This is a genomic window from Actinoallomurus bryophytorum (genome assembly GCF_006716425.1).
Lineage (GTDB): Bacteria > Actinomycetota > Actinomycetes > Streptosporangiales > Streptosporangiaceae > Actinoallomurus > Actinoallomurus bryophytorum.
Map to the genome: position 1 here is coordinate 1082246 of NZ_VFOZ01000001.1, position 12510 is coordinate 1094755.

Sequence of the window (12510 nt, forward strand, 5' to 3'; positions counted from 1 at the left end):
CCGGGTGACCGATCCCGCTTTGTAGTGTTCTAGGCTCAACCCGTGAGTGAGGAGACCCGGTCAGAACCGGCAGAGCCCCCATATTCGCCTCCTCCCGCGCCGTCGGCCGACATCGAGATCCGGATCGCGCGGCAGGACGAGCTGATCCGGGTCGGCGAGCTCACCGCGGCCATCTATGTCGCCGCCGGGTACATCAGTCCCAACAGCACCTACATCACGCGGTTGCGCGACGCCGCCTCCCGCGCACGCGAGGCGGAGCTCCTCGTGGCCATGCACGACGGGGAAACGGCCGGGACGGTCACCTACTGCCCGCACGGCAGCGCCTGGGCGCAGCTCACGGTGCCCGGTGAGGCGGAGTTCCGGATGCTGGCGGTGGTGCCGGCCGTACGCGGGCTCGGCATCGGCGAGACGCTCGTACGCCACTGCGTCGCCCGCGCCCGCGAGGACGGCTGCGTGACCCTTCGCCTGTCGACCGAGCCCATGATGCACGCGGCGCACCGGATCTACCGGCGGCTGGGTTTCGCGCGGACGCCAGAGCGCGACTGGCAGCCACAGCCCGGCGTCGAGCTCCTCACGTACGCGCTGGCTCTCTGAGGCCGCCACCGGCCTCCTGGCCCGGCCCTGGGGAGTACGCTGCTGCACCGTGACGGCGACATACTGCGACCACTGCGGAGACCCGCTGACGACCGGCGAGCACGAGGGATGCCTGGCCGCGCGGGAGATGGAGCCGCCGCGCTACTGCGCCGAGTGCCGCCGCCGCATGGTCGTCCAGGTCACGCCCGGTGGCTGGACCGCCGACTGCACCAGGCACGGCATCCGCACGGCGGTGAGCCCGGCGTCCTGACGACCGGGCCCCAGGCGGCTACTCGATGACGGCGATCAGGTCGCCTTCCTGGATGACGTCACCCTCGGCGACCTTGAGACTGACGAGCGTGCCGGAGTCCTCGGCGAGCACCGGGATCTCCATCTTCATCGACTCGAGGATGACGAGCGTGTCACCTTCCTCGACCGTGTCCCCCTCGGCGGCGACGACCTTCCATACGTTCGCCACCATTTCCGCGCGTACCTCAGACAACGCGGCTCCTCTCCTCGGGCGCCGGCGTGTACCGGACGCGCTTGTCGATCAAATCGTCCGACCAGGTCATCACGCGCGCATCCGCTCCACGAGACCCGTGTCGTAGTCACCGGAGACGAACTCGGGGTTCGCCAGCAGCTCCGCAAAGAATGGCAGGTTGGTCTTGAGTCCTTCGATACGGAACCCCTCGACCGCCGTGCGCGCCGTGGCGAGGGCCTGCGCGCGGTCCGCGCCGTACACGCAGAGCTTGGCCAGCAGCGGGTCGTAGAACGGGGTGACCTTGTTGCCCGCCTGGTAGCCCGAGTCGACCCGGATGACGTCTCCGGACGGCTCCTCCCAGACCGTGATGTCGCCGGGGCTGGGCAGGAACCGCTTGGGGTCCTCGGCGTACACACGGAACTCGATCGCGTGCCCGCGCGGCGCGGCGGTGGTGAACGTCACCGGCTCCCCCGCGGCGATGAGCAGCTGCTGCTCCACCAGGTCGATGCCGGTCACCAGCTCGGTGACCGGGTGCTCGACCTGGAGCCTGGTGTTCATCTCGAGGAAGACGAACTCCTGTGCCACCGGGTCGACCAGGCACTCGACGGTGCCGGCGCCGCGGTAGCCGACCGCCTCACCGGCGCGTACGGCCGCGGCGAGCATGCGGGCGCGCAGTTCCGGCCCGACCCCGGTGGACGGCGTCTCCTCCACGACCTTCTGGTGCCGGCGCTGCACCGAGCAGTCACGCTCGCCGAGCGCCACCACCGTGCCGTCGGCGAGCCCGAGGATCTGGATCTCGACATGGCGGGCGCGCTCGACGAAGCGTTCGAGCAGGATGTCGGAGTTTCCGAAGAACCGCTCGGCTCGCGTACGCGCGGTCTCGAAGGCCTTGCGCAGCCCGGCCTCGTCGTAGGCGACGCTCATGCCGATGCCGCCGCCCCCGCCGGACGCCTTGACCATGACCGGGTAGCCGAGGCCGGCGGCGACCGCGGCGTCGGCGTCGGGCACCGGCTCGCGGGTGCCGGCCGCGACCGGGACGCCCGCCTGCTCCATGAGGTTGCGCGCGCTGATCTTGTCGCCCATCGCGGTGATCGCGTCCGCCGGCGGGCCGATCCAGATCAGCCCGTCGTCGTTGACCCTGCGGGCGAACGCGGCGTTCTCGGCCAGGAAGCCGTAGCCGGGGTGGATGGCACGGGCGTTGGTACGCCTCGCGGCCTCCATCACCGCGTCGACGTCGAGATAGCTCTTCGCGGGCTGTGCGGGGCCGATGAGCACCGCCTCGTCGGCCTCGGCGACGTACGGGAGGTCGGCGTCGGCCTCGGAGTAGACCGCGATCGCCTTGATCCCGAGCGCACGCACGGTTCGGATCACCCGCCGGGCGATCTCGCCTCGATTGGCCACCAACACCGACTCGAACACCAGTCCTCCTCATTTCGTCAGCCCAGGAAGAATAACCACGCGCCACCCGGCGGAGTGCGTCTCCCGCCGACAAAAACTCCTGTGACCGCCTTGTCAGCGGATGCGGTCGACGGCGTGGCCGAGAGCCTCGACCACGGTCGGGTCGTACTCCGCGGCCGAATCCCCCCGCAGGCGTTCGAGCACGGCGGCGGACCGGTCGCGGTCCGATGACGCCCCGACGAGATCATCGTAGGCGTTGGCGACTTTGATGACGCGGCTGGCCAGCGGTGGCGCCGACCCCTCGGCCGCGCGGTAGGGCTCGGACTGGCGGCGTACGATCTCGGCGACCTCGTGGAGGACACCGGTCTTGGTGATCACTCCGGCGCCGAGGCCGGCGATGCGGCGCTGTTCGTTGGGTGAGGCCAGCACGGTCGCGCCGCCCGGGATCGGGTCACGCAGCGAGAGCTGGCCGATGTCGTGCATGAGCGCGGCGTACTCGAGCTCGAGCAGCGCCTCCTCGGTCATGCCCAGCTCGCGTCCCATCGCGACGGCCAGCTCGCTGACACGCCTCGAGTGGCCCGTCTCGACGTATCCGCCGACCTCGGTGACCTGGGACAGGGCTCGTACGGTCTGCAGGTAGGTGGCCCGGATGCCGGCGAAGCGCCGGAACGCGAACTGCGTCACGAGGATGGGCGCGGTGAACACCAGCAGGGCCACCGGTCCCATCACGAACATGCTCACCGCGATGAGCATGCCGGTCGCTCCCGAGGCGGCGCACAGCGGGACCTTCGCCCAGATCTCGTCGCCCAGGGCGATCCCGAACCGGGTGCGTACGGCCTCGGCGCGGATGGTCGCGGCGGCCACGACCTCGGCCGCGCAGGCGAGCATCACGGTCAGCGCCATCACGGTGATGAGCACGGGCCAGTGATGCCGCAGCGACGAGGTGACGAGCGGGCGGAAGATGAACGCCACGAGCGCCGGGCTGAGGATCCGGCGGGCCATCGCGTCGAGCGCCGGGATCCGGCCGACGGCGATGTGCGGCAGCGCCCCGACGAGCGTGCCGCAGGCCGTGACGGTCACGACCTGGAAGGCCGAGTGCGCGGCCGGTTCGTTGCCCACCCGCAGGAGGAGTGCGTACCCCAGGGAGCCGGCGCTGGCGATCGGGGCCACCTCGCGGTTGCCGGGCATGATCATCCGGAGCAGCTCGCCGACCGCGATCAGCGCGCCGAACATGATGGCCGTGCGCGAGTCCTTCAGGCCAACGGCGCCGACCTGGGTGACGGAGGCGATGACGAGCATTCCCGCCACGGCGATCAGCAGGAGCTGACCGGAGTCGAGCGACTGCCACGCCGGCCGCTGCCGGCCTGCCGTCGCGCTCATGCCGCAGTGCCCTCGCCGGTCACCCGTGTCACCGGACGCCTTCGCTCGCCACGCGCAGCGGTGTGCTGGGGTCGTCGTGGTCCTGCTGGGTGGTCTCGATCTCCTCGCCCTCCGGCGGGCAGACCGGCTCGGGCTGGGTCCATCCCTCGCTCTCGAGGGCGGCGATGAACGCCTCGACCAGAGCGGGATCGAAGTGCGTGCCGGCACAGCGCCGCAGCTCGGAGATGCCCTCCTCGAGGGAACGGGCGGCGCGATAGGACCGGTTGGAGGTCATCGAGTCGAAGGCGTCGGCCACCGAGATGACACGGGCGAACTCCGGGATCTCCCCGCCGGCCAGGCCCATGGGGTAGCCGGTGCCGTCCATCCGCTCGTGGTGGTGCATGATGCCGGCGAGGGCCTCGTCGAGGAAGCCGATCTCGCGGACGATCTCCAGGCCGCGCATCGGGTGGAGCTGGATCGCGGCGAACTCCTCTTCGGTGAGGTCACCGGCCTTCTGCAGCACCTTGGTCGGCACGCCGAGCTTGCCGACGTCGTGCAGCATCCCGGCGTAGCGGATCGCGCCCACCCGTGAGGGCGGCATGCCGATCGCCTGGGCGATCATCGCCGAGCCGCGTGACACGCGCTCGCTGTGGCCGCGCGTGTAGTAGTCCTTGGTCTCCACCGCCTGGCAGAGCGCGGCGATGGTGGCGGCGTGGGCGCGCTTCTGGGCGCTGGTCTGCTCGAACGCCCAGCGGGCGAGCAGCATCGGCAGCAGCACCAGCACCGCGGAGAAGGGCCCGATGAGCCCCCACGGCGCCGCGATCAGCAGGCCGAACATGCCGTACGCGAGCTGGCCGGCGGCGAGGCTGCCGATGGGCCGCCACTGGAACCCCCACAGCGGCGCGAGCTTGGTCAGCACGAGGACGACCGCCACGAGGGCGAAGTTGACGGCGACGTAGGTGACGACCGCGCCGACGTACGGCGTGATGATGCCGGGGAAAGAGCCGTTGGTCGGCTTGCCGGTCTCGCCACCGGCCGCGATGTAGACGACGCCCGCGAGGTATCCGGCGAGCGCGAACTGTGCGCCGTTGAAGAGGCGCTTCACCAGGCCGATGTCGCGCCGCCCGGCGAAGATCGCCGAGGCGCCCACCATCGCGGCGCCGGCCGGGCCGAGCAGGATGACCGAGGCCAGGCCGGCCGAGTAGCTCAGCGAGACGCGGGCGTTCTTGCTGTCGAGCGGGGCCGGCGCGGACTCACAGATCACCGAGAGAAGCGCGAGAACGGCGAGTGTGGTCCAGTCGATGCCGTGGAAGGACGAGAGGCCGATGGAGAATGCCGCGAGCACGACGACCGTGCATACATATGCCCGCGCGGCGAGGGGTAGTCCACGCAATGCCGCCCCCACGAGGTTATGGGCTAAGCCCAGGACACGCCTTGACGCATTCTTCTCTGCCTCCCCAGTGAGCTCCCTGCTCAGGGAAGCTCGTCCGTACCCGACTCACCGCCCGTCTTCGATGGACGCTCGAAGAATCGGTGGTAAGCCTAACCCGACCGGGCCACATGGCGCAGACGCGCAGGGAAACGTGAGCAAAGCGTGAATGAATCGTCACCTAGGGTCTGAGTGGACGCTCTTCGGCGGAGATTCGGTCAGTCGACAAGGTCGGCGCGGACCTGCTGAATACGCACGAGCACCTTCGCCCTGAGATCCTGTGGCACCGGGTCGCAGCCGCAGCTCTTGTGCACGAGCTTCTTGACCGACTCCTCCAGGCCGTACTCCCGCAGGCAGGGACCGCACTCGTCGAGATGCTGCCTCATGTCGGAGCACCCGTGCTCGTCCAGCTCCCCGTCGAGATAGGAGTAGATACGGGCGAGCACCTCGGTGCACGGGGTCTCGTGAGGCTTTCCGCAGCTCATTTCGCCACCTCATCTGGAGGCAGGGGCTTCCGCTCGCTCATGCGGAATCCTCCTTGCTCTGGCCTCCGTTCGCGCGGGCGAGCCCGCGGTCCTGCGCATAGTCTTCGAGCATCGACCGGAGCTGACGCCTGCCGCGGTGCAGCCGGGACATCACCGTGCCGATCGGAGTGCCCATGATGTCGGCGATCTCCTTGTAGGCGAAGCCCTCGACATCGGCGAAATAGACCGCCATACGGAAATCTTCGGGCAATGCCTGCAACGCCCTCTTGACATCGGAGTCCGGAAGGTGTTCGAGAGCCTCGGCCTCCGCGGACTTCAGCCCGGTCGACGTGTGCGACTCGGCCCGGGCGAGCTGCCAGTCCTCGATCTCCTCCGACGCCGACTGCTTCGGCTCCCGCTGCTTCTTGCGGTAGGAGTTGATGAAGGTGTTGGTGAGAATGCGGTAGAGCCAGGCCTTGAGGTTCGTGCCCTCCTGGAACTGGTGAAAGGATCCGAACGCCTTGGCGAACGTCTCCTGAACCAGGTCCTCCGCATCGGCGGGGTTGCGCGTCATGCGCAACGCGGCGGAGTACAGCTGGTCGAGGAACGGGAGCACGTCACGCTCGAAACGGCGTGTGCGCTGCTCCAGAGTCTCTACTGCCTCGGGTACCTGACCCACCTCCTCCGTAGCGCCGATCCCGGCATCGAAACCATACGCTCCAGACGATAGCGGGTGGGCCGCCGGCGTCTCGTGCCGGTCCGCCAGCAAGACGGCCATCATCACCTCGAACTTTCCCAGACCAGTGTCCGTTATGACGCTGTGCAACGCGCAAGGCGTCCGCGGGATTCCCGGGAGCGGGGGAAACCGGCATGAAGTGTGAGCGCGTACCGCCAACAGGGAAGGATTGGGAGAAATGCATCCCCGAGGAGCCGCCGTGCTGTCCATTCCGGCGAAGCATCCCGCAGTCGGCGAGGCCGAGACGCTCGCGAGCTACTGGACCTTCTACTGGGCCGTAGCGGCCGCGCAGCTGTCTCGATGGCTGCCTCGCCGGCCGTCGCGGATTCTCGACCTGTCCGGATCCCAGGCGCGGTACGCCGACCAGGCCGCCAACGCGGGCCACACCGTGGTCGAAGTACGCGACGCGCCCCGCGCCACGCCGCGCCCGAAACGCACGCGTACGGTCGTGGCCGACGCGGTCTCGCTGGGGTTCCTCGCCCCCGGTTCCTTCGACGCCGTCGTGGCCGAGGCGCGGATGCTCTCGCGCCACCTGGTCACCGAGGACGTCGTCGCCGAGATCGCCCGCGTGCTGCGCCCCGGCGGCCGCGTCCTGCTGAGCGTCGACTCCCTCGTGCTCGGCATGGCCATCCTCGCCGAGCAGAACTACTGGGCCCACCTGTCCGACGTGCCACGCTCGGAGGTCGTGCTCGTGCCCTGGCCGGACGGCTCGATCACCCGGTGCTTCGGCGTGGAGCAGCTACGCGAGCTCCTCACCGAGTGCGGCCTGGAGGTCGAGTGGATCAGGCCGCGTACGGCGCTGTCCCCCTCGACGGTCGAACACGTGCTCGGCTCGAGCCCACAGGCGCTCACCCGGCTCGTACGCGCCGAGCTGACAGCACCGCAGAGCGACGAGCCGGTGGGCATCCACCTCGTCGCCAGCGCCATCAAGAGGGTCGACGCGTGAGCCGGGCGCTCTCTCAGAATCCCCATCCGCAGCGAGCGTCGCGCGCTCGGACAGGGGATCCGCCGGACCCGCCCTGGGGCGTGTCTGACGAATCCCCGTCCTACCGCACGGCGCCCTAGCGGCGGGAGCGGTCGCGTTTTGCCTGGCAGGCCACGCAGCGCGACGCCTCGGGGCGTGCCTCCAGGCGTCCCTCCGTCACCGACAGGCCGCAGTCGACACACTTGCCGTAGGTGCCCTCACGCGCGCGTCCCAGCGCGGCGAGGACCTCCGTCCGCTGGCGGCGCATCGTGTCCAGGGCGGCGTCGACCCGTTCGGTGTCGGACAGGCTCGCGCCCGCGTCGGCCGTGTGGTGTTCGGCCTCCGGTTGCTCGCCCTTCAGGACCGCGATCGAGCGATCCAGGGCGGCGAGCATCTCATCCAGGCGCTTCTGCGCGGTGTCCAGGCTCATGCGCACCTCCGACGCGTGGGTCAGAAGAGAGTGAGGGGAGCTGAAGAAGAAATACCCACTTGGGGCGCCGGCTTGACCAGTTCGGGCCCGTTATTTGTCACCTTGTTCACCGCGGTGGACACCGGATGGGACTCCAGGCGCCCCGAGGCCGCCGGAACCAGCAGAGAACGCACCTCATCAGGGTGGGTCAGAGCCGGATCCAGCCACGCTCCGAACCTGTCCGGCTCGACCAGCATCGGCATCCGGTCGTGGATGCGCCCCACGTCGTCGGTCGCCTCGGTCGTGATGATGGTGCAGCTCAGCACCCGCCCGCCGGCGGCGTCCGGTGACCGCCACACCTCGTACAGGCCGGCCATGGCGAGCACTCCCCCGTCGGCGGGGCGGATGAAGTGCGGCTGCTTGCCACCGTCCTCGGTGGCCTGCCATTCGTAGTAGCCGTCGGCGGGCACGAGGCAGCGGTGCAGCGCGAAGGCCCGGCGGAACGCCGGCTTCTCGTGTGCGGTCTCGACCCGCGCGTTGATCAGCCGGGCGCCGATCGAGACGTCCTTGGCCCAGAACGGCACGAGCCCCCATCGCGCGACGTGCAGCTCGCGCACGTTCTCCGGTCGCGCCCGCTCCACGCGGGCCGCTCGCTCCTCGCCCCCCGCACCGTCGCTCACGCTTCCCGGCCGCTCCTGCTCCCCAGCGGCTCGTCCCAGACCGGCGGCGTCGCTGCCGCGTGCGCCTCCCGCTCGCGTCCGCCCCTCGGTCACCGCGCCGGCGGCTCGTCCCGCCTCCCCCGCACCACTCGCCGCGTCGCCACCGCTCAGGCGGGTCAAGACGATAGGCACCGGCTTGGTCGGCGCCACGTTGAAGTCCGGCTCCAGCTCGTCCGCGTCGTCGACGTCGATGCCGAAGAAGTCGGCCAGCTCCTGCCGTCCGCGCGTCGACGCGTACCGACCGCACATCGCCCGGGGCTCCCCTCTCTTTCCCAACCGTGCTTGGCCGCGCCTTCTATGGGCATGACCGGTGTTATGCAGATCATCAGGACCATCGCGCGACCGCTCGTCGCGGCACCATTCATGGTCACCGGACTCGAGACATTGCGCAATCCGGCCCCCCGCGCGGACAAGGTCGGCCCCGCTCTCAAACCGCTCGCGGACCGGGTGTCGTGGCTTCCCTCCAAGGATCCCGAGACGCTCGTACGTATCCAGGGAGCGATCAGCCTCGGCGCCGGGGCGCTGTTCGCGCTGGGCAGGTTCCAGCGCCTGACGACTCTCCTTCTCGCCGCCGAGATGGTGCCCGCGCTGCTCACCGAGCACCAGTTCTGGTCGGAGGACGACCCGGGCAGCCGCGCCGTCGAACGCGCCCTGATGCTGAAGAACGCCGGGCTGTTCGGCGCGCTTCTGTACGCCGGGGCCGCGCCGAGCCGGCACCGCCCGGTCAAGGCGGCCAAGACCGGACTGCGCGAGGCGCGCATGCAGGCGGCGATCGCCAGGGCAGAGGCCGGTCGCAAGGCCGAACGCGCCCGGCGCAAGGCGTCCAAGCACGCCGCCCAGACGCAGCGCAGGGCCGCGAAGCTCACAGGTCGCTGAGCGTGATGACCTCGTCGACGTGACGGAGGATCGGCGCGGCACCGGGAACAATCACGCGGTGCGTGACCAGCAGCAGCGTACGATCCTCCGCCGCCGCGAGTAGCTCGGTGAGCGCGGAGTCGCCGGCGCGCCCGTCATCCGGATCGTCCACGATGATGATGGGCACATCGGCCAGCAGAGCCCGCGCCAGTGCGACGCGCTGGCGTACGTCGCCGTCCGGCTCGCCCATGGCCTGGTCCGGGGGCAGGTCGAGCCCGGCCCGCCGCATCGCGCCGGCGACCTGCTCGTCCGTCGCGTCCGGGCGGGCCACGCGTACGTTGCCGGCCACCGTGGCGGGCAGCATGCGCGTGTCGCGTGCGCACAGGCCGATGACCGAGCGCACGTCGTCACCCGACAGGTCGCGTAGCTCCACGCCGTTGAGCGTGATGGTGCCCTCGTAGTCGAGGAACCGCAGCAGGACCGCGGCCAGCGCCGAGGTGCCGACCCGGCCGCGGGCGACCAGGGCCACCCGCCGCCCGGCGGGCAGCACCAGGTCGGCGTCGTCCAGCGCGACCGCCTCGCCGTCCGGCCAGCGGGTGCGCAGGCCCGTGACGTGCAGCTCGTAGGGGCCGGGCGGCAACGGCAGCGGGGCCGGAGGCTCGGCGATCAGTGTCCGAGCGGTGTCGCGTGTCAATGGCGGTGCTTCCACTGCCGCCTCCCCTGTATCCGTGGTCCGTGAGCTCACCGTAGACACGGGGTACGACAGTCGCCGCGAGATCTACCACCCGATTCCCAGACCACGACCGTCCCGGCACCTTGGGGTTTCGTAAGATCCCGCCCTGTCATTGGCCGGTACCCTTCAGTCATGCCTCAGATGTGGCCCGCACCCGCGGCCGACGGGCCCACCGACGCCACGGTCGCGTTGCCGGGTTCGAAGTCGATCACCAACCGCGCGTTGGTCCTCGCCGCACTGGCCGAGGACCCGTCGCTCGTACGCCGCCCGCTGCGCAGCCGCGACACGCTGCTCATGGCCGGCGCGCTGCGCGCCCTCGGCGCGGGCGTCGAGGACGCGGGCGCCGACTGGCGGATCACGCCGGGTGAGCTGCGCGGCCCCGCCACACTTGACGTCGGCCTGGCGGGCACCGTCATGCGCTTCGTGCCCCCGGTCGCCGCGATGGCCACCGGGGAGATCCTCTTCGACGGCGACCCGCATGCCCGCAAGCGCCCGATGGGCACGATCCTGGCCGCGCTGCGCGTCCTCGGCGCCGACGTCGAGGGCGACGCGCTGCCGTTCACGGTGCGCGGCACCGGCGCCGTGCCGGGCGGGTCGGTCACGATCGACGCCTCGGGCTCGTCGCAGATGGTGTCCGGCCTGCTGCTGGCCGCCCCCCGCTACGGCAAGGGCGCGGAGGTGCGCCACGAGGGCCCGCCGGTGCCCTCCGCCCCCCACCTGGCGATGACCGTGCGGATGCTGCGCGACGCGGGGGCCTCGGTCGAGACCGGCCCCGACGTGTGGCGGGTGCAGCCGGGCGCGCTGCGCGGCGGCGAGTTCGACGTCGAGCCGGACCTGTCCAACGCGGCGCCGTTCCTGGCCGCCGCGCTGGTGACCGGCGGGCGCGTGACGGTGCGCGGCTGGCCGGCCGAGACGACACAGCCCGGCGACGAGCTACGTCACCTGCTCGCCGCGATGGGCGCCTCGGTGACCCGCGAGGACGGGGACCTGACCGTACGCGGGGGCTCCATACACGGCATCGACGTCGACCTCGGCGACGTCAGCGAGCTGAGCTGCGTGCTCGCCGCCGTCGCCGCGCTGGCCGACGGCCCGTCGCGGCTGCGCGGCATCGCGCACATGCGCGGGCACGAGACCGACCGGCTGGCGGCGCTGACCGCCGAGATCAACGGCCTGGGCGGCGACGTTCGCGAGCTTCCCGACGGTCTGGAGATCCGGCCACGGCCGCTGCACGGCGGGGTGTTCCACACCTACGACGACCATCGGATGGTGATGGCCGGCGCCGTCCTCGGCCTGGCCGTACCCGGCGTCGAGGTGGAGAATCCCGGGACGGTCGGCAAGACCCTTCCCGAGTTCGGCGAGATCTGGGCGGAGATGCTGCGTTAGGCATGGCGCGCGATTGGGCGAGACTCGATGAGGATGACGTGCGGGTACGTCCCGGGAAAGGATCCCGGCCGCGTACCCGTCGCCGCCCTGCGCACGAGGACGCCATCGGCGGCTTCGTGATGGCCGTCGACCGTGGCCGCTACCGGTGCCTGGTCGCCGAACACGGACGCACCGTCACCGCGATGCGCGCGCGGGAGATGGGCCGCAAGAGTGTGGTGGTCGGCGACCGCGTACGCCTCGTCGGCGACGTCTCCGGCCGGCCCGACTCGCTGGCACGCGTCGTCGGCCTCGAACCCCGCGTCTCGACCCTGCGGCGCACCGCGGACGACAGCGACCCCATCGAGCGGATCATCGTCGCCAACGCCGAGAGCATGGTCATCGTCACCGCGCTGGCCGATCCGCCCCCCAGGCCGCGCATGATCGACCGCTGCCTGGTCGCCGCCTACGTCGCGGGCCTCGAACCCCTGCTGTGCCTGACCAAGGCCGACCTCGCCTCCCCTGACGCGCTGGAGGAGATGTACGCCCCGCTGGGCGTCGCCCATGTCGTCACGCGCAAGGACGAGGCCGTGGACGAGCTGCGCACCCACCTGACCGGGCGGATGAGCGTCATGGTCGGCCATTCGGGGGTCGGCAAGTCGACGCTGGTCAACTCCCTCGTGCCGGACGCCGAGCGGGCCGTGAGCGCGGTCAACCCCGTGACCGGGCGCGGCCGGCACACGTCCTCGTCCGCGATCGCGCTCGCGCTGCCGGGCGACGAGGGCTGGATCATCGACACGCCGGGCGTGCGCAGTTTCGGGCTGGCCCACGTCAAGCCGGAGGACGTACTGGCGGCGTTCCCCGACCTGCTCGAGGGCGCCACGGACTGCCCGACGCACTGCACCCACCTGCAGGACGACTGCGCGCTCGACGCGTGGGTGGCGGCCGGCCACGCCGCACCCTCCCGCCTCGACTCACTGCGCCGCCTGCTCACGAGCCGCGACGCCGACGAGGCCTGACGCGGCCGCGCG

The 12510-nt window shown here is 71.0% G+C and carries 15 protein-coding genes; 6 read left to right on the plus strand and 9 right to left on the minus strand.

The window, feature by feature from the left end; translation table 11 throughout:
* Positions 1-42 precede the first annotated feature (42 nt).
* Both FB559_RS05110 and bsaP read left to right on the plus strand, forming a co-directional pair.
* Positions 43-594 (plus strand): GNAT family N-acetyltransferase, encoded by a 552-nt coding sequence (locus FB559_RS05110; RefSeq protein ID WP_221639890.1) that lies wholly within the window; start codon positions 43-45, stop codon positions 592-594.
* Between the two features lie 49 nt (positions 595-643).
* On the plus strand, positions 644-844 hold the full coding sequence (gene bsaP, locus FB559_RS05115) for a biotin synthase auxiliary protein BsaP (protein ID WP_141953825.1): 201 nt from the start codon (positions 644-646) through the stop codon (positions 842-844).
* Between the two features lie 18 nt (positions 845-862).
* Here bsaP and FB559_RS05120 read toward each other — a convergent pair whose 3' ends face one another.
* From FB559_RS05120 to FB559_RS05145, 6 genes are all read right to left on the minus strand, one after another.
* A complete protein-coding gene (locus tag FB559_RS05120) occupies positions 863-1075 on the minus strand; it encodes a biotin/lipoyl-binding carrier protein (protein ID WP_141953827.1) in 213 nt (70 codons plus the stop codon).
* 69 nt (positions 1076-1144) lie between these two features.
* Positions 1145-2473: an acetyl-CoA carboxylase biotin carboxylase subunit gene (locus tag FB559_RS05125; protein ID WP_141953829.1), complete on the minus strand. Its 1329-nt coding sequence runs from the start codon at positions 2471-2473 to the stop codon at positions 1145-1147.
* A 93-nt stretch (positions 2474-2566) separates the two neighbouring features.
* On the minus strand, positions 2567-3832 hold the full coding sequence (locus tag FB559_RS05130; RefSeq protein ID WP_141953831.1) for an HD-GYP domain-containing protein: 1266 nt from the start codon (positions 3830-3832) through the stop codon (positions 2567-2569).
* 28 nt (positions 3833-3860) lie between these two features.
* A complete protein-coding gene (locus tag FB559_RS05135) occupies positions 3861-5204 on the minus strand; it encodes an HD-GYP domain-containing protein (RefSeq protein ID WP_141953833.1) in 1344 nt (447 codons plus the stop codon).
* Positions 5205-5458: 254 nt separating this feature from the next.
* Entirely contained in the window at positions 5459-5725 is a 267-nt protein-coding gene (gene rsrA / locus FB559_RS05140) for a mycothiol system anti-sigma-R factor (protein WP_141953834.1), read from the minus strand.
* Positions 5726-5762: 37 nt separating this feature from the next.
* Positions 5763-6383: a sigma-70 family RNA polymerase sigma factor gene (locus tag FB559_RS05145; protein ID WP_281286225.1), complete on the minus strand. Its 621-nt coding sequence runs from the start codon at positions 6381-6383 to the stop codon at positions 5763-5765.
* 235 nt (positions 6384-6618) lie between these two features.
* On the opposite strand from FB559_RS05145, the gene FB559_RS05150 reads away from it, so the two are divergent.
* Positions 6619-7386 carry a class I SAM-dependent methyltransferase gene (locus tag FB559_RS05150; RefSeq protein ID WP_141953839.1) on the plus strand — a complete coding sequence of 256 codons (768 nt, stop codon included), beginning with the start codon at positions 6619-6621 and terminating at the stop codon, positions 7384-7386.
* A gap of 115 nt (positions 7387-7501) precedes the next feature.
* Here FB559_RS05150 and FB559_RS05155 read toward each other — a convergent pair whose 3' ends face one another.
* Both FB559_RS05155 and FB559_RS05160 read right to left on the minus strand, forming a co-directional pair.
* A complete protein-coding gene (locus FB559_RS05155; RefSeq protein WP_141953841.1) occupies positions 7502-7834 on the minus strand; it encodes a TraR/DksA family transcriptional regulator in 333 nt (110 codons plus the stop codon).
* Positions 7835-7854: 20 nt separating this feature from the next.
* Positions 7855-8781, minus strand: a complete 927-nt coding sequence (locus FB559_RS05160; RefSeq protein ID WP_141953843.1) for an SOS response-associated peptidase — start codon at positions 8779-8781, stop codon at positions 7855-7857.
* A 54-nt stretch (positions 8782-8835) separates the two neighbouring features.
* On the opposite strand from FB559_RS05160, the gene FB559_RS05165 reads away from it, so the two are divergent.
* A complete protein-coding gene (locus FB559_RS05165) occupies positions 8836-9408 on the plus strand; it encodes a DoxX family protein (RefSeq protein WP_246121359.1) in 573 nt (190 codons plus the stop codon).
* On the opposite strand, the gene FB559_RS05170 is transcribed toward FB559_RS05165, so the two are convergent.
* Positions 9395-10096 carry an ATP-binding cassette domain-containing protein gene (locus tag FB559_RS05170; RefSeq protein WP_185792050.1) on the minus strand — a complete coding sequence of 234 codons (702 nt, stop codon included), beginning with the start codon at positions 10094-10096 and terminating at the stop codon, positions 9395-9397. The two genes, FB559_RS05165 and FB559_RS05170, sit on opposite strands and share 14 nt — an antisense overlap.
* Positions 10097-10252: 156 nt before the next feature.
* On the opposite strand from FB559_RS05170, the gene aroA reads away from it, so the two are divergent.
* On the plus strand, positions 10253-11503 hold the full coding sequence (gene aroA, locus FB559_RS05175; RefSeq protein ID WP_141953847.1) for a 3-phosphoshikimate 1-carboxyvinyltransferase: 1251 nt from the start codon (positions 10253-10255) through the stop codon (positions 11501-11503).
* A gap of 2 nt (positions 11504-11505) precedes the next feature.
* On the plus strand, positions 11506-12498 hold the full coding sequence (rsgA, locus tag FB559_RS05180; RefSeq protein ID WP_141953849.1) for a ribosome small subunit-dependent GTPase A: 993 nt from the start codon (positions 11506-11508) through the stop codon (positions 12496-12498).
* Positions 12499-12510 lie beyond the last annotated feature (12 nt).